The organism is Sorangium sp. So ce381, from assembly GCF_051473845.1.
GTDB lineage: Bacteria > Myxococcota_A > Polyangia > Polyangiales > Polyangiaceae > Sorangium > Sorangium atrum.
Map to the genome: position 1 here is coordinate 4205539 of NZ_CP150336.1, position 25003 is coordinate 4230541.

Here is a 25003-nt window from a genome sequence, read left to right on the forward strand (position 1 = left end):
TCTAGCGCCGCCCGCCGCGCCGCGCACGCGTGGGGCCGCCCGCCTCGCTGCCGAGCGCCGTCATCGCGCACCGCGGCACGCCGCCATCGCGCACCGCCCCGCGCCGCCGTCCGCCGCCCGGAGCCCCACGAGGCCGGCTGTTCCACTGTTCCATGCTCCGCCATGGATCCTGCGCCGGAGTACCGGCCGCGGTGAGAGTGCGCTAAGAGCGCTTGCCCCGGAGAAATCCATGACGACTGTCCCCGTGGAGCAGGAAAAGGTGGAGGCGTGTCGCGCGTTTGCCGCCGACATCGCCGACGAGGTGCAGCGCTTCATCGACCGCCACACCACGGTCGGCGTCGAGCGCACCGTCGCCCGCGCGTACGGCGTGGTCGGCGCCGACGCCGAGGGGACGCCGCTCGTGAACGCGCTCGTCGATCGCATCCACAGGGCGGGGCAAGCCGGCCGCGGCGTGGCCTACCACCTGGGCCGGGCGCTCTGCGAGGGCGCCGGCTCGGTGCAGGAGGCCGCGGAGATGCTGGCGTTCAGCGAGGCGGCCGACCTCGGCGCGGGGCCGCCCGCGGCCGAGGCGCGCGGCGCGCTCGAGGCCGCGACGCGGGAGGCGATCGCCCGGATCGACAGGGCCCGCGACGAGCGCGAGGCCAACAAGGCGGCGCACCGGGTCGGCGTCGCGCCGCTCAAGTACGTCATCGTCGCGACGGGCAACATCTACGACGACGCCGTGCAGGCCAAGGCCGCAGGGTTCGCCGGCGCCGACATCGTCGCCGTGATCCGCGCGACCGCCCAGTCGCTCCTCGACTACGTCCCGGAGGGGCCGACGACAGAGGGATACGGCGGCACCTACGCGACCCAGGAGAACTTCAGGATCATCCGCCGCGCCGCCGACGAGGCGACCCGCGACACCGGCACCTACCTCGCGCAGACGAACTACTCGTCCGGCCTCTGCATGAGCGAGATCGCCTGGATGGCGGCGGTGGAGCGGCTCGACATGCTGCTCAACGACGCGATGTACGGGATCCTGTTCCGCGACATCAACATGCAGCGGACGTTCATCGATCAGTATTTCTCCCGGAGGATCATCGCGAGGAGCGGTATCGTCATCAACACGGGAGAGGACAACTACCTCACGACCGCCGATGCGGTCGAGAAGGCCCACACGGTGCTCGCGTCGCAGTTCATCAACGAGGCGTTCGCGCGGCGCGCGGGCCTCCGCGAGGAGCAGATGGGCCTCGGCCACGCCTTCGAGATCAACCCCTGGCTCGAGGACAGCCTCCTCTTCGAGCTCGCCCAGGCCCAGCTCGTCCGGCAGATCTTCGACCGGCACCCGATCAAGTGGATGCCGCCCACCAAGTTCAAGACAGGCGACATCTTCCACAGCCACGTCCACGACGCGATGTTCAACCTGGTCGGGATCACGACCGGCCAGTCGATCGAGCTGCTCGGGATGTTCAGCGAGGCGGTCCACACACCGCTCCTCATGGACCGGTATCTCTCGCTGAAGAGCGCCCGCTACATCTTCACGGCGGCGCGGCACCTCGGCGACGAGATCCAGTGGAAGCCGGGCGGCATCGTCGAGCGGCGCGCCCGCGAGGTCCTCGACAAGGCGCACGAGCTGCTGCGGGAGGTCGAGCAGGAGACCGTCTGGGACGCCATCGGGCGCGGCGCGTTCGGCGACGTCAAGCGCACGCGCACCGGGGGGAAGGGGTACTCCGGGGTCGTCGCGCGCCACCCGGAGTACCTGAACCCGATCCTCGAGGTCCTGGAGCGGTCGTAGGCCTGTCCTGCTGCGCCGTTCCGGTCGGAGGGCCTTCGGGCTGGGGGCGCGCCGAGAAGGACGGGATTCCCGGGACACTCTCCGACAGGGCCGGAGCGTCGGCGCGCCGGACGACATTCTTCCTGACTTGGCATCTTCCGTGCGCCGAAGCATGGCTGAAGCGTGGAAGCATGGAAGAAGCGCGCTCTCTCCCCCGCGATCGCGCTGGCCGCGCGACACCGCATGGCGCTACTGTCAACGATGGATGGGCTCTTCTGGCCCACCGCTGTAGACAGAGGTGAGCATGACACTGCGAAACATCCTGCGTGCGTATGGCGACCGAGAGGGGGACGGGATGGTCCAGATGTCGTTCACGCTCCGCGTCCTGCCGGGCGACCGCGCGCGCGAGGCGGCGAAGCGCTTTGCCGAGTCGCACGGCCTGCGCGAGCCGCTGGTCACGGCGATGGAGCAAGCCAGCCGGGAGCACACGTATTTCGTCGTTTACGGGCACTCCCAGCACGGCGTCGACCTCTCGGACATCGAGGTCGAGGAGCTCGCCGCACAGCCGCTCACGCGGGACGACATCGAGGCGCAGGCGAAGAAGCTCGGCCGCAAGATCGTGGTCGTCGGGGCGTGCACCGGCAGCGACGCGCACACGGTCGGCATCGACGCGATCCTGAACTACAAGGGGTTCGCCGGCGAGAAGGGGCTCGAGAGCTTCAAGTGCTTCGACGCCCACAACCTGGGCGCGCAGGTCGAGAACGCCGAGCTCTGCGAGAAGGCCAAGGCGCTCGGCGCGGACGCGATCCTGGTCTCGCAGGTGATCACCCAGCGCAACTGCCACAAGGAGAACGCGGCGGCGCTCGTCGAGATGGCGACGCGCCAGGGCTTCCGGGACAAGGTGATCCTGCTGCTCGGCGGCCCGCGCATCGATCACAACCTGGCCGTCGAGCTCGGCTTCGACGCCGGGTTCGGCCCGGGCACGAAGCCGATCACCGTGGCGTCGTTCCTGATCGAGCGCCTCGTGGGCCGGGCGTAGGCGGTCAGGCGACGAGCATGTGGTAGGCGGCCGAGAGCTCGGCGAACCGCGCGGTGCGCAGGGCGCCGTCGCCGGCCTGCGCCGCGGCGCGGTCGGGGTGCAGCGACGCGGCCAGGCGGCGGAAGGCGCGGCGGATGTCGGCCTCGGTCGCGCCCTCGCGCAGGCCCAGCGCCTCGAGCGCCCGGCGGCGCGGCTCGTCCGCGCGAGCGGCGCGCGGCGGAGCGCTCCGCGGCGGCGCGCTCGCAGGCCCGCCGTGCGCGGCGCGCGCCGACGAGCCGCGCCGCTGCCGATCCCGCGCGCGCGGGCGGCCGTGGAGGAAATCGCTCGGAGAGAGCGGGCCGGTCTGCCGCAGCGACCCGGCGAGGGGCCTCGCCGTGTGGAAGCAGATGGTCGCCTCCTCGATGCTGAACAGCGCCTCGAGGCGCTCTCGGAGCTGGATCCGGAGCGCGCGGTCGACCGCGCTCGCCGGGATGAGCCCCGCCGCCACGAGCACCTCGCCGGTCCGGCGCCCCCGGTGCGCGGCGACGAGCGCGGCGAGCCGCTGGATCGACGGCTCGGGTGCGGAGCCCTCCTTCGCGAGGATCTCGCCGAGGCGGGGCACGCGGAGCGGCGTCTCGACGGCCGTCACGAGGCCGGAGAAGAGCTGGATCCGGTGCTGGCGGCCCGGCACCGTCGAGCCGCTCGGCGTCCGGAGCTCGCAGAGCTCCAGGAGCCCGGTGGTCTTCTCGCGGTGCAGCGCGCCGAGCAGGTCTCCCAGGGTCGACGTGGAAAGGCGGCTGGGCAGTTGCATCGAAGGCGGCGTTATCACTGCCGCGCTCGATCGGCCAAAGAAGCGGCGCAGGCGCTCGGGCGCGCGGACGTCTCCCTCGCCGGACGGGCCCGCTCGCGCGCACCGTCACCGTCGCTCGGCCATCGCTCGGCCATTGCGTGGCCTTCGCTCGGCCGTCGCGTGGCCTTTGCTCGATTGCGTGCCCCTGCGCGCACGAATGTGTGCCCGGGCCGAGGCCCGCCGTGCGAAGCTCCGCGCGAAAACGGCACGGCGCACCGCGCCGGCGCGCGGATCAGGAGGAATCTGCGATGGGCTTGCTCGACGGAAAGGTCGCGATCATCACGGGAGCCGGCGGCGGGATCGGCCGCGAGGAAGCGCTGCTCTTCGCCCGCGAGGGCGCGAAGGTCGTCGTCAACGATCTCGGCGGGACGCGCGACGGGGCGGGCTCGAGCGACGCGATGGCGGCGCAGGTCTCGGAGGAGATCAAGGCCGCGGGCGGGCAGGCCGTGCCGAGCTTCGACAGCGTGGCGACCCCCGAGGGCGCGGCGAAGATCGTGAAGACCGCCGTCGATGCGTTCGGCCGGGTCGACATCCTGGTGAACAACGCGGGAATCGTCCGCGACAAGACGCTCCTCAAGATGGATGAGGGCATGTGGGACGCCGTCATCGCCGTTCACCTGAAGGGGACGTTCCTTTGCACGCAGGCCGCCGCGAAGCAGATGGTCGCGCAGGGCGGGGGAGGGCGGATCGTCAACACCACGAGCGTCTCGGGGATGATCGGCAACTTCGGGCAGGCCAACTACGCGGCTGCCAAGGCCGGCATCTACGGGCTCACCCGCACCGCCGCGATCGAGCTGCAGAAGCAACGGATCACCGTCAACGCGATCGCGCCCATCGCCAAGACACGCATGACGGAGGATCTGCCCATGTTCCAATCGGCGGGCGACACGCTCACGCCGGCGCACGTGGCGCCTGCGGCGCTGTTCCTCGCGTCCGACCTGTGCGCCGACAAGACCGGCAACGTCCTCGCCGTCGCGGGTGCACAGATGTACATTTACAAAGTCGTCCAGAGCCCCGGGAAGTTCAAGGACGAGGGCGGCGTCTGGACGGCGCAGGAGATCGCGGATCACTGGGACGCGATCATCAAGCTCTGATCGTGGCGCGGGCGCGACGGCGCAGGGCGCCTGGCCGACGGCGGGCGCGGCCGGAGCGCCGGCGCGCCCGCCCAGGGCTGCTTCCCGCGCATCGCGTCGCATGCGCGGCGCGGACGATGCGGCTTCGCGCGAGCCGACCGTTGCTGCGCTGATCCCTGGATGCTAGGTTCGAACCGCTTCCGGGGTACGATTGGCGCATCGGCGCACTGTTCGAGCAGGTCGTTCACGCGGAGTCTGGAGGTGCCACCGGTGACCGTCTTTCGCTGCTGTTACGGCTGCGCCATGTCGCGCGGTGCGGCCTCTGCAGCGCGGAGGCGTTGAGCGCCGTGTCGCGTGACGCCCACATCCCGCTCGCCCTGTGGATCTGCGCGGCGATCGTGGCGCACATGGCGGGCGGCGGCGGCGCGGTCGAGGTGGCGCAGGTCATCGAGGATCGCGCCCAGCTCCGCCAGATGGTCCACGCGGTGAGGGATGGCCTCCGGCCGGGCGACACGACGTTCGAGATCCTGACCGACGGCGCGGCGCTCACGCCGCCTCCCGCCCCGCTCGCGCCGCCGGAGCGACCGGCGGACAGCGAACCGGACAAGGACGCGGCGCCCGATCCGCAGCAGCCGAAGCCCGAGCCGACCAAGGCGGCGACGACCCCACCGCGGAAGCCGCCGAAGGCTGAGCCGCCGCGCCAGGCGAAGGCGCCTCCACCCGCGCCGCCAAAGCCCGAGCCGCCCAAGGAAGCGGCGGCCAAGATCGTACCGGTCCAGCCGGCGCCGCCGCCGCCGCTGCCGCCGGCGGATCAACGGATCGCCGTCCGCCAGCACGTCCAGAAGGACCAGGAGGACAACCCCGAGGCGAACCGGATCGCGGACGACGCCAACAAGGTCGCCGAGGAGACCATGGCGCAGATCCGCTCGAAGGATCAGGACGATCCGGAGCCGACGCCCGGGACGCCGTCAGGGCCGAAGGCGCCGACGGACACGGTCGGCGACAGCGACCACGATCACAGCGGCCACAGCGAGGAGCGCGCCGGCAACGAGAAGCACGCGCCCGGCGAGGGGAACCCCAGGAGCGAGAGCGCGGAGCACCACAGCCCGGCGTCGCCGGCGCAGGCCGCGCAGGCCTCCCGGGCAGCGTCCTCCCCGAGCGTGCCGGGCGCGAGCGGCGGGGCTCGCGTCGCGCAGGCACCTCCCGCGCTTCCGCCGCCGGAGAGGGGCGCCGCGGGCGGCTCCGGCCCGGCGTCGCCCGAGGTGATCGACGGCGCGCGCGGCGGCTACACCCTCAATCCGGCGAACCCGGGCGGCGACGGCAAGAGCCGCGTGGCCGGCAAGAAGGCGACGCCGCAGCCCTACCAGAGCCCGGTCCGCGTCGGCTCGATCGGCCTCGGCGCGCCGGGGCTCCCCGGCGGGCCCAACCTCAACCTGGACATGGCCGGCGTGCAGGCGGCCGTCGGCAACGAGAAGCTCAGGGCGGAGCGGGCCTCGGACGGCGCCTCCCGCAAGAGCGCGCACCGGGGCTCGTGGGAGACGACGGACAAGTGGAAGAAATGGCGCGCCGCGATCGAGAACTACGACCCCTCGGTCAAGCCCGGCAACCAGACCTCGCTCAACGCCGCGCGGGTGCCGTTCGCGACGTACATCAACATGATCCACAACCGGCTCCACCCGATCTTCGCGGAGGAGTTCCTGGCGTCGCTCGAGAGCCTGCCCTCCGGGCACGCGTTCAACCAGAACCGGGTGACCCACGTGGAGATCGTCCTGAACAAGGACAGCGGCAGCATCGTGCGCCTCGGGGTCACGAGGCCGAGCGGGATGACGGCCTTCGACATCGTCGCGCTGAACTCGGTGCAGCGCGCGTCGCCGTTCGGCAAGGCGCCGGACGCGATCGTCTCGCCGGACGGCAACGTGTACCTGCACTGGGAGTTCCACAGGGATCCGTACGACGCGTGCTCGACCCGCAACGCTCGCCCGTTCCTGCTGAAGGCGCCCTCCGGCGCCGCCCCGGTCGAGCCGGCGCCGGTGCGCAGGGGGCCGCGGCCCGTCCCGGGCGACGAGGGTGCGCCGGCGCCGCCAGGTCCGCTGCTTCCGCTCGGGCGTTAGGTCCCGGCTCTGCACCGGGACCGCGGCGATGTATCCTGCGCGTCATGCCGAAGGATTCCGACGAGGCCGTTCGAGTGACCAACGCGCGCATCGAGGCGGCGCTCGCGGATTCCCCGGCGTTCACCCGTGTCGAGCCGCAGTTCTACGTCGTCCGCCAGGGGACCGCGTACGTCTACCTTCATGTCCTCCCCTGGGCGCCCGATCGCGCGCTCGTGCGGCTCGTCGCGCAGCTCGCCCGCGGCGTCGAGATGACGCCGGACCTCGCGATGAAGCTGCTCCGCCTGAACGCGCGCATCCGCTTCGGCGCCTTCGGTTACGTCGCGCAGGGCTCGTGTGTGGTCATCGTCCACACGCTCCTCGGCGGCGAGACGCTCGACGCCGACGAGATCCTCGTCGCGCTCCGGGATCTGTCCGTGCTCGCGGATGAGTACGACGACCGCATCGTCGAGGAGGCCGGCGGCCAGCGGATGCAGGACCTGATCGACGCCTCGGCGACCGCCGCGGTCTTCACGGATCTCGACGCTCCCCGCGCCTGGGACAAGGGCTGAGCGACGGGCGCTCATCTTCAATGCTCCTCAACATCGATCTCCCACCCGAAGGCCCTCCTCCCACCGCCGCGCCGGACGCCGCTGCCTCGCCCCATCGCGAGGAGGGCGGCGAGCCTCCGCCTCCCGAGCGCCGGTCCTCCGCCGCCGGGCGACCTCCGCTCGCCGGCCTGCCAGTGCTCGCGCTGATCCGGCCGCTCGCCGTCCTCGCCCTGCTCGCGATGATCCTCGGCCGCATGCTCGCGCCCGCGATGGTCGGCCTGGCGGTGGGCATCGAGCGCGCTGTCCACACGATCGAGCTCGCCGGCGCCGGCGCCTCGCAGCTCTTCGCGATCGGCGCCATCGTCGTCGCGATGGCGCTGATCAGCGCGGTCGTGCGGAGCCGCGTCCCGTACGCGCTGCGGATCGGCACGATCGTCGCGGGCAGCTTCGTCATCCTTGTCGTGCTGCACGCGACCGTGCAGCGCGTGCCCGACCTCTCCGCCGCGCTCATCGGCGTGAGCGCCGCGATCCTCGCGCTCGGCAGCGCGTGGGAGGCGCTCCGCGTCCCGTTCGTGCGGCCGGTCGCGGCCGCGCTCGGGCTCGTCGGCGCCTCTGCGCTCGTGCGGCTCGCCGGCGTCCTCCTGGCCGTCTGGGCGAACGACCGCGGCTCGAAGGCGCTCGCCGGCGCGACGAGCTCCGTCGCGACCGCCGCGTTCGCGCTCGATGCGCTGGCCGTCCTCACGGCGACCGTCGCGCTCGGCGCGGGCCGCGAGGCGCGGCCGCGTGAGGCCGAGCCGCCGCGGCCGCGCCTCGTGAGCCCGCTCTCGCTGGTGGCGCTCGCGTCGGCCCTGCTCGCCACGCGGGCGGCGCTCGCGGGCGCCGCCGACGACGCATCCATGGTCGAGGCGCTCTTCCGCCGCGCGCTCGACCGGCTGCTCACCCGCCCCGCTCCGGTCGTGCCGCTCTCGATACAGCTCTTCGTCGCCGCGCTCTCGGTGGTGATCGTCGCGCTCGCGCTCGTCGCCCCGCCGCGGCTGCCGGCGCTGGGCGGCGCGCTCGCGCTGCTGCTCGTCGCGGGCAGCGCCCCGGAGGTGCCGCTCGGCGCGCTGTCGCTGGTGATCGCCGCCCTGTGCGTCGCGCTCGCGGCCCGCGACGAGCGCGGCTTCTGGGCGGCCGTGCTCGCGAACGAGCGCGAGCGCACCTCTGGCTCGCTCCCGGGCGCCGGGAAACCGGACATCACCGGCGGCGCGTCAGGTTGACGCGAGCGACGACACTCGTTAAGCACGCCCTCGCTGTGCGGAAGGACGGCGCGCGGCATTCCACCCGCTGCTCGCCATGAGAAAGACGCGGTGGGAGTCGCCGCCCGGTCCAGACGACCCCTCCCTGAAGACGCCAGATCAGGCTCGGAGGGGCGCGAATCAGGCTCGCGTGGCGCGCCGCGGGCGCGGGAGAGTCCTCATGCATCGTCGCGATCTCGCCTCGCTCTCTGCTCTCGCGCTCACGCTCGCTGGGTGCCCCGAGGAGCCCTCGAGGCCGAGCGGCGGCACGGCCGCGACGGCCATCACGGCGGCACCCCCGGTGGCCTCGGTCGAGAAGCCCGCCGCGGCCCCTCAGGGGTCCGAAGCGCCGAAGGCCACGGCGCAGGCGGCCGCCCCGGCGGCCCCCGAGGGCAAGGGGATCATCAAGGGGGTCGTCAAGTTCACCGGCAAGCCGGTCGAGATGAAGGTCCCCACCGCGCGCAAGGACGCTCCGTTCTGCCAGGACAAAGACGTCCTTTACAACGCTGTTGTCGCCAACGATGGCAAGCTCAAGGACACCTTCGTCCGCATCGCGGTCGGGGGCGTGCCGGGCAGCTGGAAGGCGCCCGACGCGCACGCGGTGGTCGACCAGCAGGACTGCATGTATGTGCCGCGCATCCAGGGCGTGGTCTCCGAGCAGCAGGTCGACATCAAGAACAGCGACCGGACGCTGCACAACGTGCACACCTACAAGGGCTCTGAGACGCTGTTCAACCAGGCGCAGCCGGGGGGCGCCGCGCCGCTCACGAAGGCGTGGAAGGACGGCATCATCAAGCTCACCTGCGACGTCCACCCGTGGATGCGCGGCTTTGTCGTGGTGACGGATCACCCGTTCTTCGCCGTGAGCGGGGATGACGGCTCGTTCACCATCGAGAAGGTCCCTGCCGGCAAGTACAAGCTCGAGGCGTGGCACCCCCGCTATGGCCTGAAGACCGCCGACGTCGCGGTCGCGGACGACAAGCCCGCCCAGGTCACGTTCACGTACGCCGGAACCGAGCCTGAGCCGGCGGAAAACAAGGACGAGCTCAAGGGCCTTTGGTGAGATCCATGGCAGCGGCTGCGGCAGGCGTCGCCCCGCCCCGGGCTGCCCGGCTGGCGGCGAGCGGCGCGGGGGAGCGACCTTTCCAGGCTCGCTCGACGCGCAAAGAACGGCTGAGCACGCCACGACGGTTGCCGCAAGGCGACTCGTGCCCTAAAGGGAGGCGGGCGACAACTGACGAACTCGACTCCCCGAGACGTGTTGTGCGCGCTAGTCTCCCGGCCCCGATGCTGTTTTCTCCCGCCTCCCGCGCTCCGGTGATGACGTTTTTCAGTGTAACTGTCCCGAGCCCAGGGATCTTCGGAGATGCCGCGCGAGCGCGCGGCGTGGGCCCCGAGCACAGCAGCGAGGTGCGCGCGTGACCATGAGCGTCGAGCAGGCCGCCGAGCGCGCCCCGGTCGTCCCTTACGTTCGCCAGGCGGAGCCGTCCGAGGGCGGCGGCTGTGCGGTCCCCACGAGCGCGCGCCCGCTGCTCAAGGGAGCGGCCGATCTCGTGAGCCTCACCAAGCCGCGCATCACGAGGATGGTGGCCGCGACGATGCTCGGCGGCATGTGGGTCGCGAGCCGTTATCTCCGCGCCGGACTGGCGGGAGAGGCCGCGATCGAGCGCGCGGCGGTGCCGCCCGCGCAGCTGGCGCTGGCGTTGCTGGGGACGGTGCTCGTCGTGTCCGGCGCCAACGCGCTCAACATGTACATCGAGCGCGACACCGATCTGCTGATGGAGCGGACGCGGAGCCGCCCCTTGCCGGCGCGGCGGCTTTCGCCGGAGCTGGCGCTCTGGTTCGGGATCGCGCTCTCTGCCGCCTCGATTCCGGTGCTGTTCATCGGGGTGAACGCGACCACGGGCGTGCTCGCCGCGGTGGCGCTGCTCAGCTACGTCCTCGTCTATACCCCGCTCAAGCGCCGGACGACGCTCTCGCTGCCGATCGGCGCGATCCCCGGCGCCATCCCGCCGCTGCTCGGGTGGACGAGCGTCACAGGGCAGATCGACGCGCCCGGGTTCCTGCTCTTCGCCGTCATGTTCCTCTGGCAGATCCCGCATTTCCTCGCGATATCGCTCTTCCGTCAGGACGAGTACCAGCGCGCGGGGCTCAAGGTGCTGCCGCTCGAGAAGGGCGATCTCACGACACGGCGCCACATCGTCGGCTACCTCGCGCTGCTCGTGGTGTCCTCGGTGCTGTTCGTCCCGCTCGGCGTGGCGGGCCCTGTCTACCTCGGCGCCGCGGTCCTCCTCGGCGGCGCGTTCTTCGGGCTCGGCGTCTACGGTCTCCGTGCGGGCACCGGCGCTCGCTGGGCGCGTCAGGTCTTCTTCGCCTCCATGGTTTACCTGGTGCTCCTCTTCGCCGCGCTGATGATCGGCGCCTGAGCGGCGCCTCGTCGCCTTGACTCACAGGGGACAGGCCCTTAAGCGTCACCGGATGGTCTCAAGCGAGCCCACGCGCCACGCGAACGGCGCTCTGTCGCCTGCGGAGCCGACCGGCCAATCACTCCCGTCCGACCGCGGCGACGCGGGGAGGCCCCCGCGCCGTGGGCTCGTGGGCACGCCCGTGTTCTGGGCCGGGCTCCTCGCGCTGGTCGGGCTCGTGGCGCTCATCACCATCGGGGTCGCCGGGCGCGCGCTCCACGGCCAGGCCGCGGAGACGCCCGCGATCCGCATCCCTCTGCCCGCCTTCGAGCTCACGGATCAGCGGGGCGCGCGGTTCGGGCTGGAGCAGCTCCGGGGCCGCGTGTGGATCGCGGACTTCATCTTCACGACCTGCCCGACCGTGTGTCCCAAGCTCACGCAGCGGATGAAGGAGATCGAGCACCGGGGCCGCGATCTCGGTGACGCGCTGCACCTCCTGACATTCACCGTCGACCCGGAGAACGACACCCCGGCGGTGCTCGCGGCCTACGCGGCGTCGCAGCAGCTCCCGCTCGAGCGCTGGACGCTCCTGACAGGCTCCCTCGATCAGATAGAGTCGACGGTCCTCGACGGCTTCAAGGTCGCCATGGGCAAGCAGGAGTCGAGCCCTGGCCTCTTCAGCATCTTCCATGGCGAGCGCCTCGTGCTGGTCGACCAGCAGGGCGTGATCCGCGGCTACTACGAGGCGAACGACGACGGGATCGACACGATCCTGCGCGACGCGGGCGCGCTCGTGAAGTCGAGGTGACCCGCTCGGGCCCGCCTCACGCCTCGATGGCGAGCCGCTTGATCATCTTCTGAAGGCCGAACCTGGACAGGCCCAGCAGCTTGGCGGCCTGCGTCTGGTTCCCGCGCGTGCGCTCGAGCGCGTCGCGCACGAGCTCCGTCTCCAGCGCGTCGATCCTCGCGCGGACGTTGAGGCCGAGCTCGCGCGGCGTCGCGCTGCCGCCGTGCGCGATCTCCGGGGAGAGGTGCTCCCGATCGATGGTCCCGTCGCAGAGCACGAGCGCCCGCCGGACCTCGTTCTCCAGCTGGCGCACGTTGCCCGGCCACGCGTAGGCCGAGAGCCGATCCATCGCCCCGCGCGTGACCCGGACCGGGCCGCGGCTGTGCTTCTCGAGGAAGTGCTGGACGATGAGCGGCACGTCCGTCGCGCGCTCGCGCAGCGGCGGCACCCGGATCGTGATGATGTTCAGCCGGTAGAGCAGATCCTCCCGGAAGGCGCGGGCGCGGACGAGCGCCTCCAGATCCCGGTGGGTCGCGGCGATGACGCGCACGTCGACCTTGCGCGCCCGCTCCGAGCCGATCGGCCTCACGAGGCCGTCCTCGATGACCCGCAGCAGCTTCGTCTGCATCGCGAGGCTCATCTCGCCGATCTCGTCGAGGAACAGCGTGCCCCGATCGGCCACCTCGAAGAGCCCGGCGCGCGGGCGATCCGCGCCCGTGAACGCGCCGCGCACGTGCCCGAAGAGCGCCGACTCGAGGAGCCCTTCGGGGATCGCGCCGCAGTTCTCGCTCACGAACGCGTGCGCGGCGCGCGGCCCGTTCTGGTGGATGGCCCGCGCCACGAGCTCCTTGCCGCTGCCGGACTCGCCGCAGACGAGCACCGGCACCTCGGAGGCGGTCACCCGATCGACGAGGCGCAGCATCGCGCGCAGAGGCTCGCTCTCGCCGATGATGGCGTCGTACCGGTAGCGCGTGTCGCGGCCGCCGCGCGCCCTGGCGAGCTCGAGCGCCGCGGCGTCGAGCTCCGCCTCGCGCCGCGCGAGCTCCTCGGCGAGGCGCGACGAGGCGCGCTCCGCGCGGCGCGCGGCGCGGCGCAGCTCGACCTGCGCGCGCGCGTCGGAGATCGCCAGCGCCGCGACCGACGCGATGGCGCGCGCCCACCGCAGCTCCTGCGCGCCGAACGCGCCGCGGCGCACGCGGTCGTCGAGGTAGACGACGCCGAGCGCCTCGCCGCGCGCCACGAGCGGGACGGCCAGCACGCTCCGCAGCTTCAGCGCGTGCACGCTGCGGTGCACGCTCGGCAGCTCCCCCGCCGCGTCGACCGCGACCACCGGCTCGCGCGCCTCCAGGGCGCGGCGCGCGAGCGTCTCCGACAGCGCGAGCTGCTCCGCGCCGAGGCTCGAGCGCGCCAGGTTGCGCGCGGCCCGCGGGACCAGGCGCCCGTTCGGGGCGCGCAGGAGCAGGAGCCCCCGCTCGACCCCCGTCCAGAGCACGAGCGCGTCGACGACCCGGTCGAGCAGCGGCGCGAGCCGCTCGCGCTCGCCGAGCGCGCCGACGAGGGCCTCCAGATCGCGCGCCTGCTCGGGCCGAAGCCCGCTCTCCGGCAGCGCCCGCGCGCGGACCACCCACGGGAGCGATCGGACCGCGCCGGAGAGCGCCGACGCCCCTGGCGACGCAGCGGAGGCGCCGGCCGAGCCCGCGCCCGCGTTGCGCCCGCAGAGCTCGCGGGCGGCGTCGGCGAGCGCCGCGAGCACCCGGTGCGCGACGTCCGTCTGGCCGGCCCTGACGGCCAGCGCGTGCGCCGCGGCCAGCGCCGGGCCGCGCGCCGCGATCGGGGCGCGGGCGCCCGCGAGCGCGGCGATCGCGGCGAGGACGCGGTCGCTGCGGCCGCGCGACGCCGACGCGCCCGACGCGCCCGCCGGGCCGCGCGGCGCGTCGTCCGCGGCGAGCGGGGCGCCGACGTCGTCCGCGGCGATCGCGATCGCGGCGCGCGCTCCCCACCAGTCGAGCCGCGAGGCCGCCGCGGGCTCCGGGCCGTTCGCGAGCTCGTCGAGCTCCTCGACGCGGGATCCATCGAGCTCGTCTGCGCCGTGGCGCAGGAGCCGCGCGGCCGCCCGGAGCGTGTCGTCCGCGGAGCCGCCGGCGAGGAGCGCCGCCGCGCGCGCCGCCGCCGCGCGCGGGTCGACGTGCGAGCCGACGTCCGGGCTGGCGACGCCGTCGCCCCGCGCGGCGACCACATCGGCGATGGCCCAGAGCGCGTAGGCCTCCGCCTTCGCGTCGCCCGCGTCGCGGGCCCGCGCGATGGCGTCCTCGGCGGTCCGGCAGGTCTCGTGCACCAGGCCCGCGGTGGCGTAGGCGGCGGCGCAGGCGAGCAGCGCCCGGGCGCCCTGCGCCGGCCGGCCGAGGTGCTCCCAGAGCAGCGCCGCGCGGGTCGAGGTCGCGATCGCGCCGTCGAGATCGCCGAGATCCACCGCCGCCGCCGCCTCGCCGGTCCGGTAGGTCGCCTCCTCGACCACCGCGCCGGCGCGGACGGCGTAGTCCACCGCGGCGCTGAACGACGCGTGCGCGCGCTCCGGATCGCTCGCGTGCCACGCGTAGCCGCGCACGGCGGCCATCCGCGCCAGCTCCTCGACGGAGCTCGCGAGCGCCTCGCCGCGCGCCACCTCCGACAGCGCCCGCGCGGTGTCGCCGCGCAGCACGGCGAGCAGCGCGCGCACCTCGCAGAGCGGCGCCGTGACCGCATCCCCGGCGAGCGCGTCGGCCGCCTCCAGCGCCCCCGCGTCGATCGCGGCGCGCGCGAGCACCGCGCGCGCGCGCCCCTCCGGGTCCGCGCCGGCGTCGATCGCGGCGCGCGCGCGCTCCTCCGCGAGGGCGCGATCGCCGGCGCGCCGCAGCACCTCCGCCGCGATCGCCGCGGCCTCCGTCGCGCCTCGAACGCACGAGCGCAGCATCAGGCTCCGCGCGCGCCCGGCGTCGCCGTGCAGCCGGAGCGCGTTGGCCGCCGCGACGACCAGGCTGGCGGGCGCGTCGTCGCGCTGCTCGACCGCCTCGAGCGCGAGCGGATCCGGCGGCACCCGCGCGATCGCGAGCGCCAGCGCCGCCGCCTCCGCCGCGCCGAGGGCTCGCGCTTCGGCGGCGCCCTCGGCAGCTCCGCGCTCCTCCGGCGCCGCGCTCGCCCGCCGCCGCGCGCCGCTCCCCGGGGTTCCCAGCACGGCCGCCTCGACGTCCGCGTACGTCCAGGCGCGCGGCGGGACCTGCCGCGCGAGCGCGACGAGCGCGTCCGCGAGCGCCCTCTCCGGCGCCGACGCGAGGGGGCCCATCGGCCACGCCGCCGCGCTCGTCCCCGCGAGCGCGGTGAGCCACCGCGCGACGCGGTCCGGCCCGAGCCGCCCCAGCCACGCCGCGTCGCCCTGCGGCGGACCCGCGCGCGCCGCGCCGTCGCCCGCGCGGAGCGGCGCGCCGGAGAGCGCGCGCACCCGCTCGACCACCGCGAACGCGTCCACGAGCCAGGGGGCGACGTCGTCGCGCACCCCGAGCGCCGCCTCGAGCTCGTGTCGCCGCAGGCGCAGGTAGGCGGCGCGCACGCGGCGCGCGTCGCGGTCCTGTCGATCGCGCTCTGCGGCGGGCGCCCCCGCGTCGCGGCCGGCGCGCCCCGCGGGGGACGCGGCGACCGGGTGCCGCGCGCGCGGCGCGCCGGCGAGTGCGGCGCGAGCCGACTCGGTGACCCACGCGGACGACGGGCGCGCCGCGGGGGAGGGCGAGAGGAGCGCCCGGCAGATGGCGTCGAGCGGCGGCCCGGCCGCGCTCTCCGCGGCCACCGCGGCCCGCGCCGCTCCGATGGGATCGTCCGCGTCCGCCACGCCAGGGAAGGCGATCTCGGCGAGCAGCGTCCCCAGCGCGAGCAGGTCCCTCGCCCGCGCGTCTCCGAGCTCCGCGTCCCCGCGCGCGATGTACCGCAGCGTCGCCCCGTCCACGGAGGCCTCGTGGATCGAGCAGGCGAGCCCCAGGTCGATCACCGCGATCCGCCCCTCCGGCGTCAGGATCAGGTTCTCCGGCTTGAGATCTCCGTGCGCCAGGCCGATGCCGTGCAGGTCGGCGAGCGCCTCGCCCGCGTCGCGCGCGGCGGCGAGCGCGAGCGCCGCGCGCTCGCCGGGGGGCAGCCTGCGCAGGGCGTCGGCGACGGCTCGCCCTTCGACCCAGCGCATCGCGACGAACGCGCGCCCCTCCTCGCCGGGGGCGCCCTCGACGCGCGCGGCGCGAGCGACGCCAGACGGCATCGCGAGCCAGCCGACGTCGACGAGCTCCGGCAGCCGCGGCGAGAGCGCCAGCGCCGCGTGCAGCGCCTCGCGGGCGAGCGCCCGCCGCGCGGAGGCGCGCTGCGCCGCGGGCGCTCCGCGCTCGCGCGGCTCGATCTTGAGCGCCACCATGCCGCCGCGCTCCCGATCGGCGGCCTTCCAGACCTCGGCCGACCCGCCGGACCCCGCGACGTCCAGCAGCCGGAAGCGCTCTGCCAACCGAGGTGTCACGGTCGACGGCTCGCTCATGCCCAGAATGCTCCCGGGCCGCGAGCCACCTGTCAACCCGGTTACGGCTCCGGTGGAGCGCCCTCCGCCATGCCTCCCGCGCCTCCGCCGCCGCCGCCGCCGCCGCCGCCGCCCGAGCCGTCGCCGCAGCTCGGCGCGCCGCCGTCCGGCAGATCGATATCGACGGCCCCCGCGTCGCTGCACGTGTCTTCCGGGCCCTTGCCGTAGTGGTCCGCCACGAAGCGCGCGAGCGACGCCTTGTCGAGGCACGTCGCGGTGTACGTGGCGCCCCAGGCCGCGGCTGCAACGGGGGTGTCCAGCGCGCTGTCGGGCGTCATCACGAGCCGCGCCTCCGGCCCTCCCGGCACCAGGAGGCACTTCGGATCGGAGGCGGCCTCGGCCCGCACCTCGTCGAGCGCCGCCTTCACCTCCGCGCAGCCGGACGAGGCGCACCGGTACGCGAGGACGATCGCGCCGTGCTCGAGGTTGTGGACGTACATCTCGCGCGGGACCTCGGACTCGAAGCGCTTGTACTCGGCCCAGATGCCCCAGTGATCTCCGCCGCTCGGCGGGTTGGTCGTGTACTGGACAGACGCGCACGTGGCCACGTGTTGCGCCGACGTGACGGGGATCCCCGTCCTGACGACGACCTTGCACTCGGTCTCGCCCGGGAGCGGCGGAGCCTCCGGAAAGCTCGTGACGATCTCGGGTTGTTGCGGCGCGGGCGCGGCGTCGCCCTCGTCGATCGGGGGCGCGCTCGTGCCACACCCGCTGAGAGGACCGGCGAGCCCGGCGGCCATCGTGGCAGCGACACACATCTGCGCGAAACCGCAGTGTTTCATGGCCGAAGCCTACCATGTCCGACGCGCGACGCGCGTTGCCCTGGCACGTCGGCTCTGGTGTACTTGGCTCCCCTAGCGTGGCGAAGCAAGAGAACGATCATCGGCAGACGCTCGTCACCTGCACCTCGATCGCCCCGCCGGTGCTGCCGGTGGCGCCTGGCACCGCGTGTCTGGTGGTGATCTACGGCACCGAGCTCGGGCGCCGCATCGCGCTAGGGACCGGGGCAATCGAGTGTGGGCGCGCGATACAGACCGATATCCCGCTCGACGACGACGCGGTGAGCCGGCGTCATGCGCGCATCTCCTGGACGGGGATGAGCTACGTTGTCCGCGATCTCGGCTCGACCAATGGCACCTACGTGAACGACGTCTCCGTCGATGAGCGCGCCCTCAGGGACGGCGACCAGGTGAAGATCGGCCGGACGATCTTCAAGTTCATCCAGGGTGGCAACGTCGAGCTCTCGTATCACGAGGAGATCTACCGGCTGATGACCTTCGACGGTCTGACGCAGGTCCACAACAAGCGCTCCTTCGAGGTCGCGCTGGAGCGCGAGGTATCGCGGGCTTGCCGCTACCATCGCCACCTCGCGCTCATCATGTTCGACATCGATCACTTCAAGAACATCAACGACACCCGCGGGCACCTCACGGGCGACGCCGTGCTCCGCCAGATGGCCGCGCTCGCCGCCGCGAACGTCCGCCGCGACGACGTCCTCGCGCGCGTCGGCGGGGAGGAGTTCGCGCTGCTCGTGCCGGAGATCGCCCTCGACGGCGCCCGCCTGGTCGCCGAGAAGCTGCGCGCGCTCGTGGAGCGCACGCCGTTCCGCTTCGAGGATGGCGAGGTCGCCGTCACCGCGAGCTTCGGGGTCGCCGCCGTCACGCCGGACGCGCCTGTCTCGCCGATGGAGCTCTACCGCCGCGCCGACGAGCGGCTCTACCATGCGAAGAAGGCCGGGCGGAACCGCGTGATGTGACGCTGCGCAAGCGCCGTCAGGGCGAGGCAGCCGGGGCGGAGCAGTCTCGCGGCGCGGCGCCGTTGAGGATCCACGCGGACAGGATGTCCATGCCGTCCACGTAGGGCGTCGTGTTCTGATCGTCCGGCATCTGGGGGTTCTGGGGGTGGAACCAGAATATCGGCTTCGAGGGCGGGGGCGGCATCGGCATCCCCACCACAAACGCCGCCTGCAGCCGCTCGTTCTCCTGGCGGAGCTTCTCCGCCGCATCGGCGGGCAAGGAGGGATCGACCGCGATCTGCCCGATGAGGATCTTGTAGAGCAGGTAGCTGTTCCCCGGGTTTCCCGGGTCGATGAGCGGCATGGCCCTGCCGAAGCGCGCAGGGGACGCCTCCCCCACGTGCGCCTTCTCGCCCATCTGGGTCTGGTGGGCGGTGCGCCCGATCGCGGTCTCGAGCAGCGGATCGAGCTGGTTGAACGCCGTGCCCAGGTTCAGGTCCAGCCCTGCGGCGGCGCTCGCGCCGTTGTGGCACCCGAAGCAGCCGTAGAAGAGGTGGTACGCGGCGCCCTTCACGCAGGCGATGCACGTCGGATCCGCGGGAGCGTCGCCCTGGCAAGCGTCCGTGCGCATGACGCACTCGAGGTCTCGCTGGCAGAAGAAGTCGCCGCTCGGCGGGCGCTCCGGCATCGCCTGGGGCGGGTTCGTCGCCGCGACGGAGAACTCGATGCGCGTGTTGCCGTCGAGGGGCGCGCCGTCGAACGCGCGGACGCCGGACGGCGCAGCCTCGTCCGCCGGCTTGAAGACGGTCAGCGCATACCGGGTCCCGGGAACCAGGCCCGGCATGCCCTCGATCTGGCGGAAGATGACCTCCCGCTGGACAGGGTTGTACGTGGGCGCGAGGGCGATCGGATTGACGCAGTCCGCGTAGGTCTGGACCGTGGCCAGATCGCCCGAGACGCACACGGACTCGGCGCCAACCGTGGCGCTCACCGAGCTCGGCAGCAGGAAGCGATCGAACTTCAGCACGAAGCTCGCTGTCGACAGGACCTCGGTCGTGCCGGCGGGATCGAGCGCGGTGCGGACGGGCTGGTAGTTCTGGTCGAGGCTGGTCGTGGCGCGCGCCTCGATCAGCTGGACAGGAGGGGCGTCGATCGGCTGGAGCGTGGCCTCCCCCACGTCGCAGCCGGCCGTCGCGAGGGCCGCCTGCAGACAGAGGGGGAGGAGGGCGAGGCGCGTCGCGCGAGCCAGCGTGCTCAGCTCTCGGAGTAGAGCGAGAGCTGCTCGCGGACGACCTTCTCGTTCACCCCGGACTGGATGTGCTCCTTGAGACAGTCGGCCAGCGTGATCAGCATGTCGTCTACCCCTTTCTCCTCGATGAGCTTCGACAAAAGTTGGCGTGCCTCCCGTCCGTCGTCCTCGCGGAGGAAGCCCCGCACTGTCTCCAGCGTGATTTCCCCCTGGAAATCGAGATAGAGGTTGTCGATCAGGTACTTGATCAGCTCCTTCACGCCCGTTCTCCTTGGCGTTCGCGGCGATCGTTAGGGAAGCCGCGCGCACTTCGCTATACCCGTCGCTGGAAGGCCAGGGCAAGGAATATACTGACGGATTTTGACTTTTCATTGGCACCGCTGCACGAACCTGTCGCTCGACTGATGGCACACCAGGCACGGACGCGGGTTCCGGGAGAACGCCGTCTTGCACTTGCTCTCGAACCCGAGCGGGTGCGGGTTCAACCCTTGCCCGCCTGACGCCCCGCGCGTCGCGTGGCAGGTCGCGCAGTCCCGCTCGGTGTGGCAGGAAACGCACGCATTCAGGTTTCGCTCTGCTTCCCAGGCGTGGTGCTTCGCGCCGCGCGGCGCTGTGGTCCACTCCGCCGGCGGGGGATGGAAGCGGCGCCCCGTGGGCCGCGCTGCGCTCGGCGCGTCGCGCGCCACGCCCGTCCGCCGGTGACAGTCCGCACAGAACGTCTGCTCCTGATGGCAGCTCACGCAGCGAGGATTGTCCTGCCGGGCCGCTTGCGGGTGCATCGAGAGGAAGTCGTTCGGGTGGACGTTGCGCGGACGGATCTTCCCGTCGTGGCAGTCGGTGCAGTAGTTCGCGCTGTGGCATGACCCGCAGAAGGCGCTGTCGTTCGCGGCGATCTGCTTGTGCCGCTCGAGCCAGTCGGGCGTGTGCCCCGCGTTGTGCAGCCACGCGGGCGGCAGCAGATCGCCCGTGGCGAACGCCGTCACGAGCCGCCCGTCGGGGCGCGTCACGTGGCAGACGTCGCAGTCGCTCTTCGCCTCACCCTGGGCCGCGCCGCTCATGTTGTGGCACGTGAAGCAGCCGGCCATGCGCGGCAGTTGGTCCCGGGTAGCGAGCTCGATCCGATCGACGCGGCCGTGGCACTGGCTGCACTTGATGTTCCGGCTCACGTGCTTCGCGTGAGGGAAGCGGAGGTTCGCGTGCGGCAGCACGAGCGGCGCCACCTTTCCGTCGCTGCCAGCGTTCTCCCCGATATGGCAGTACGCACACTGTCCGTTCTCGTTCGTCCCCGCCTTCACCTGGGTGAGGTCGGAGTGATCGACATCATGACAGTTGTCGCAAGTCTCGCTCGGCTTCGGCAGCAGCCGGTCCGTCACCGCGCCGCTCGTGTAGGCCGCGCCGTGGCACGACTTGCACGTCTGCTTGAGCCCCTTGACGTGCTTCTTGTGGTTGAAGCGGATCGTCAGCGTCTGCGGGGGATAGATCTCGTCGCTCGGGACCGGTGTCGCGCTCGTCCCGGGAGGCATCCACGCCAGGGGCACCTCCGCGTCGGCGGGCATCGGGTGGAGGCCCGACGTGTACCCGCCGTGCGGCGCCTTCGCAGGCGCCTCTCCCTCGGCGTCGCCTTCGTCCGCGTCGCCATCGGCCGCCTCGGCGCTGTCGTCGCCTGCTGCCGCCGGCGGCTTCGGCTGGGCAGCCGCCTCGGGGCCCACGATCGCGAGCGCCAGCGCGCCCAGGCACGCGACGATCGCGACCCATCCAGGGACGACCCTCGCCTCGTCTCGCCGAGCGCGGCGCCCGCCGTCCTGTCTTGCGTCCATGCGATCCTCGCTCACGGCGCCACCCGCAGGTTCACGAGGCCGACGACCCGGAAGCGCTGGCCCACCAGCCGGTTCATGTCGTGCTCCCACTCGATCTTGAAATCCGCGACCTCGCCCGGCCGATACCCAGCCCCGAGGACATATCCGAACGACGTCGCGCCCCGGTCTGGCCTGAGCGGATCCTCCCAGTCGTACAGCGACATCCGTGCTCCGAGCGCGTAGCGCTGCCCGCTCAGCCGCTTCTCTCCCGAGAGATCGGCCCCCGTCCGGCGCCCGCGCTCCCCCGTCTGCAGCATCCCGCGGAGCTCGACCGACGTCGTGCGCGTGCGGTAGCGTCCCGCGAGGTTCGCGAGCACGTCGGTCGAGATCGTCGCGGCGCGGTTCTTCTCGTCGCGCGCGTAGTCGCGGAGCGCGCCGTCATTCGGATCGAGCGACGTCGCGCCGACGCAGCCTGGTCGATTCACCGCCTCACACTGGCCGGCGCCGAACTCCTCCGGGTTGCCTTCGGCGATCCACATCCGCGTGCCGCCCCAGGCCGCGACATCGATCTCGCGGGTGACGTCCACCGCCGCCCGTCCCGTGATCGTGGTGATGGGATCGTGGGTGAACCAGTTCCAGATCGAGTCAGCGTCGAACGTCGGAACGAAGTAGTCGACGTCCGCCCCCAGCGTGACGCGGCTCCCGGCGTACACCTCCAGGCCGCCGTAAAACGAGCCGACGAGCTGGTTGTAGAAGTCGTAGGTCACTCCGCCCTTGAGGCCGCCGAGATCCGGCTTGTTGATGTTGGCGGCGTACCCGAGCCGATCCTGCGAGATGCGCGACGCATCGGACGTCCGGACGCCTCCGCCCGGATCCGGGAACTGCTGGGTGACAGAGGTCCCCAGGTTGTAAACGCGGCGGTAGGTCAGGCGACCGTGGACGAAGCTCGGACCGGCGCTCTCGAGCGCGACGCCGAACGCTGGCGCCAGATCGGACGCCTGATACGACGGGAAATCGGCTGCACTCCCGGGCTGAGTCCGGTCATCGCCGAATCCCCGGTGGCTGCCGCGCCAGATCCCCTGCTGCTCGAAGCGCGATGTGGAGAGCGGCAGGCCGCCGCGCTGCTCGAGCCCGCCGTACGCCTCGAGTTGAACGTAGTACGGTGTCGTCACCCGGAGGAGCGCGCCGTCGAACGACCACCACCCGAGCACGTCGCTCACGTACTGACGGCCGACCCGGAAGCCGAGCCACCCGCCGGCGACGTTCCGCCCTTCGACGTACGCGTACATCAGATCGATGGGCGCCTCGCGCAGCCCCGGGATGTAGCGCGAGCCCCCATCGATGCTGTAGTCCGTCTCGCCGCCCCGCTGCGCGCCGTCGAGGTGGCCATTGATCCCGAAGTCCGCGTCGAGCCGGAGCCGCACGGTCGCGGAGTAGTCGGCCTCGCCTGGAGCAGAGTCGCCCTGGAGGTTGTAGACGGCGAGCCCCAGCGTCTGAAGGAGCCGCCGCCGTTCGATGTTCGTGTCGCCCCAGGGGCTCGCGACCTCGTAGGCCTGGACGCCGGTCGTCGACTCGACCTCGAAGTCGGCCGCGGCTGCGCTGCGCGGGACGAGCGCGCAAGGCAGCAAGCACGCCACGGCCAGCGCGCGTGACAGGGGGAGGTGAGGGAGGGGGAGGCGACAGACGGGGACGCGACGGGCGCTCCCCACGAGCGTGCCAGGGCGTGCGTCGCTGGCGTGCCGCGGACGACGTCGCGACGGAAGCTCCGCCATCCATGAGAGATGCTCAATCACGGATGGCGCTCGCTTTCGTCTTGTGCGGGCCGGTCTGCGCGGCTTCGCTCTCAGCTGCCGCCGAGGGCTGAACAAGCATGGCGTGGAGTTTCGTCCACGCGCGGTGATGCTGTCAACCCGATCGCAGGACGAACGGGTTTGTCACGATGCGCGCCGGGTCAGCTGTATCCAGCGCCCTTCCGGAGCTTGCCGTCCGAGCCCACGCTGAAGCCGTTCGAGTCCTGGAGCGCCTGGCTCGCGCTGCTCCGCAGCTCGGCCGGCACCGTCCAGCCCCGGGTCATCAGCCCCTCGGCGACCTTGTTCTTCACCCGGACCGACTCCTCGGTCGCGAGCATCTTCACCAGCGCTGGCACGCTCGCCTCATCGCCCTGGGAGAAGATGGTCTGCACGGCGTGGAACCTGACCGTCTCGTTGACGTCGTCGAGGAACCGCTCGACCGCCACCCGCACGTCGTCGCCCTTGATGTCGCCCAGCGCCATGATGAGCTGCTGCTTCGGCTCGACGTTGCGCGCATACTCCGTGTCGAAGCGGTCGAGCAGCTGGACGAGCTCGGTCCGGTACTCGGCGTCGTCGAGCAGCGCCCGCAGGATCTTGAGCGGCCAGGTGAGCGCCTCGGCCTTGATGCAGAACTCGACGACGGCCGGCACCGCGTCCTTGCCCGCATCGACGATCCCCCGGAAAGCCAGATCCTTCTCCTCTTGATCCGTGATGGAGGGGTCGATCGAGAACGTGAAGCGCCTGAGGAGCGCCGCCGCCGCATCCGCGCTCTTCATCGCGGCGAGCGACTGGATGGCGTCGAGGCGGTCGTACGTCTGAGCGCGCTTGTCCGCGACGACCTTCGCAGGCCCGGCCACCTTCTTGTCGGAGGGGACGCCCCCGGAAGGGGGATTGCTTTTGCGGAGAAAATCGAAAATACCCAACGCTGACCTCTGGTGGCTGTCCCCGCCGCCCGGTCCGAGCTACCCGGCGATCGTCACCGGATCTATAGCGGGGCGCATCTTCGTGCGCTACGGGCTCATCCGCGTCGTTCGGCTCGCTGCAGCGTGCTCTCGCCCGCCTCACGCGCCTGCCTGGCGGCTGAGCCCGTATCACATGAATCGGCGCCCCGCTAGAGTGGCTCGCGGCAGAGGGTGCTTCCCGCCTGAGCTACCCCGGGCGAACCGGCTCGGTCACCGCGAGCCGGCGCAGCCGTCTACTCCGTCGTCTTGATGCCGGTGGGGAACTGAATACTCAGGCTCACGGTGACCATGCTCGTGAAGTGGAATTCGCGGTCCTTGTCGTCCACCTTGCGGTCGGGGAACGCCTCGTCCGTTCCGAGCCCGTGGTTGTCGAAGCCCGAAGTATTCCATGCGAACGGCAGGGCGCGCCACTCCGCGCCGAAGCCGATGAAGTCCGACGGGTAGAAGTTCCAGCCGAGGCCGAACGTCGGCGCGAAGGCCATGCGGCTCTCGAGTCCGAAGGTCTCCGCGCAGGCGTTCTGGTTGGTCGTTCCGCACTCCTTGCGCTCCTTCACGCCGATCGCCGCGGCTCCAGCGAAGAAGCTCACGTCGGTATCAACGAAGAGCTCGGCGAACAGCGCCAGCTTTCCGCGGAAGGGAACGACCGTGACCTGGGGCGCTGCGACCCACTGGATCTGTCCGAGCTGATCCTTCGTCAGGTCGCCCTTGGTCAGGTTGACCCTGGTCAGCTGGCACGCCTTCGTGAACGGCTGGGCATCGCAGTTACGCCCGTCGATCGCGACGCGCTGGAGCTCGTCCGTCAACCCGGCGTTGTACTGAAACCCGTACCCGCCCCAGGCGCCGAAGCCGAGCCAGTCCGTGAAGTGGTAGGTGAGCCGCAGGCCCGGCATGATCGTCCGCCGGTACTCGTCCAGCAGAGTGAACGATGCGCCTGGAGCCACCTCGAACCGCCCGGCACGGTGGAGCCGGAGCTGCCGCACGGCCGGCGCGCCGGCCAGAGGGCCCGTGAGCTGGATCTCCTGCGCCTCCGCGGGCGCAGCCGTCATCAGAAGTGCACAGCCGGTAAGCCCTGCCACCACGGTGCAGAG

19 protein-coding genes are annotated in these 25003 nt (G+C 72.3%); 10 read left to right on the top strand and 9 right to left on the bottom strand.

What is annotated here, in order from left to right:
* Positions 1–229: 229 nt before the first annotated feature.
* Together WMF29_RS16025 and WMF29_RS16030 are read left to right on the top strand one after the other, a co-directional pair.
* Positions 230–1774, top strand: a complete 1545-nt coding sequence (locus tag WMF29_RS16025) for a lysine 5,6-aminomutase subunit alpha (protein WP_437329664.1) — start codon at positions 230–232, stop codon at positions 1772–1774.
* Between the two features lie 283 nt (positions 1775–2057).
* Entirely contained in the window at positions 2058–2792 is a 735-nt protein-coding gene (locus tag WMF29_RS16030) for an OAM dimerization domain-containing protein (RefSeq protein WP_437329665.1), read from the top strand.
* 4 nt (positions 2793–2796) lie between these two features.
* Here WMF29_RS16030 and WMF29_RS16035 read toward each other — a convergent pair whose 3' ends face one another.
* A complete protein-coding gene (locus WMF29_RS16035) occupies positions 2797–3582 on the bottom strand; it encodes a J domain-containing protein (RefSeq protein WP_437329666.1) in 786 nt (261 codons plus the stop codon).
* A 287-nt stretch (positions 3583–3869) separates the two neighbouring features.
* Here WMF29_RS16035 and WMF29_RS16040 point away from each other — a divergent pair, with 287 nt between their 5' ends.
* The 7 genes from WMF29_RS16040 to WMF29_RS16070 all read left to right on the top strand — a co-directional run bounded on the left by WMF29_RS16040 (position 3870) and on the right by WMF29_RS16070 (position 11822).
* The gene (locus WMF29_RS16040; RefSeq protein ID WP_272098112.1) at positions 3870–4715 is read left to right on the top strand and encodes an SDR family NAD(P)-dependent oxidoreductase; all 846 of its coding nucleotides are present in this window, start codon (positions 3870–3872) and stop codon (positions 4713–4715) included.
* 326 nt (positions 4716–5041) lie between these two features.
* Positions 5042–6805 (top strand): hypothetical protein, encoded by a 1764-nt coding sequence (locus tag WMF29_RS16045; protein WP_437329667.1) that lies wholly within the window; start codon positions 5042–5044, stop codon positions 6803–6805.
* Positions 6806–6849: 44 nt separating this feature from the next.
* Positions 6850–7353 (top strand): T3SS (YopN, CesT) and YbjN peptide-binding chaperone 1, encoded by a 504-nt coding sequence (locus WMF29_RS16050; RefSeq protein WP_272098114.1) that lies wholly within the window; start codon positions 6850–6852, stop codon positions 7351–7353.
* 20 nt (positions 7354–7373) lie between these two features.
* The gene (locus WMF29_RS16055) at positions 7374–8591 is read left to right on the top strand and encodes a hypothetical protein (protein WP_437329668.1); all 1218 of its coding nucleotides are present in this window, start codon (positions 7374–7376) and stop codon (positions 8589–8591) included.
* A gap of 199 nt (positions 8592–8790) precedes the next feature.
* Positions 8791–9672, top strand: coding sequence for a carboxypeptidase regulatory-like domain-containing protein (locus WMF29_RS16060; protein WP_437329669.1), 882 nt, complete (start codon positions 8791–8793; stop codon positions 9670–9672).
* Positions 9673–10033: 361 nt separating this feature from the next.
* Positions 10034–11035 (top strand): heme o synthase, encoded by a 1002-nt coding sequence (cyoE, locus tag WMF29_RS16065; RefSeq protein ID WP_437331126.1) that lies wholly within the window; start codon positions 10034–10036, stop codon positions 11033–11035.
* Positions 11036–11087: 52 nt separating this feature from the next.
* Complete coding sequence (locus tag WMF29_RS16070; RefSeq protein WP_437329670.1) at positions 11088–11822, top strand: SCO family protein; 735 nt, start codon at positions 11088–11090, stop codon at positions 11820–11822.
* A gap of 16 nt (positions 11823–11838) precedes the next feature.
* On the opposite strand, the gene WMF29_RS16075 is transcribed toward WMF29_RS16070, so the two are convergent.
* The gene (locus WMF29_RS16075) at positions 11839–16344 is read right to left on the bottom strand and encodes a sigma 54-interacting transcriptional regulator (protein ID WP_437329671.1); all 4506 of its coding nucleotides are present in this window, start codon (positions 16342–16344) and stop codon (positions 11839–11841) included.
* A 41-nt stretch (positions 16345–16385) separates the two neighbouring features.
* Complete coding sequence (locus tag WMF29_RS16080; RefSeq protein ID WP_437329672.1) at positions 16386–17165, bottom strand: DUF3105 domain-containing protein; 780 nt, start codon at positions 17163–17165, stop codon at positions 16386–16388.
* A gap of 77 nt (positions 17166–17242) precedes the next feature.
* Here WMF29_RS16080 and WMF29_RS16085 point away from each other — a divergent pair, with 77 nt between their 5' ends.
* Complete coding sequence (locus WMF29_RS16085) at positions 17243–18139, top strand: GGDEF domain-containing protein (RefSeq protein ID WP_272098120.1); 897 nt, start codon at positions 17243–17245, stop codon at positions 18137–18139.
* Positions 18140–18155: 16 nt separating this feature from the next.
* Here the strand turns inward: WMF29_RS16085 and WMF29_RS16090 are convergent, their stop codons facing one another.
* The 6 genes from WMF29_RS16090 to WMF29_RS16115 form a co-directional block, all read right to left on the bottom strand.
* A complete protein-coding gene (locus WMF29_RS16090; RefSeq protein ID WP_437329673.1) occupies positions 18156–19295 on the bottom strand; it encodes a hypothetical protein in 1140 nt (379 codons plus the stop codon).
* 77 nt (positions 19296–19372) lie between these two features.
* Positions 19373–19627, bottom strand: a complete 255-nt coding sequence (locus WMF29_RS16095) for a hypothetical protein (RefSeq protein ID WP_044964942.1) — start codon at positions 19625–19627, stop codon at positions 19373–19375.
* 108 nt (positions 19628–19735) lie between these two features.
* Positions 19736–21184, bottom strand: coding sequence for a cytochrome c3 family protein (locus WMF29_RS16100; protein ID WP_437329674.1), 1449 nt, complete (start codon positions 21182–21184; stop codon positions 19736–19738).
* A gap of 11 nt (positions 21185–21195) precedes the next feature.
* Entirely contained in the window at positions 21196–22800 is a 1605-nt protein-coding gene (locus tag WMF29_RS16105; RefSeq protein WP_437329675.1) for a hypothetical protein, read from the bottom strand.
* A gap of 314 nt (positions 22801–23114) precedes the next feature.
* Positions 23115–23876, bottom strand: coding sequence for a HEAT repeat domain-containing protein (locus WMF29_RS16110; RefSeq protein ID WP_437329676.1), 762 nt, complete (start codon positions 23874–23876; stop codon positions 23115–23117).
* A gap of 272 nt (positions 23877–24148) precedes the next feature.
* The gene (locus WMF29_RS16115; protein ID WP_272098125.1) at positions 24149–24961 is read right to left on the bottom strand and encodes a hypothetical protein; all 813 of its coding nucleotides are present in this window, start codon (positions 24959–24961) and stop codon (positions 24149–24151) included.
* Positions 24962–25003 lie beyond the last annotated feature (42 nt).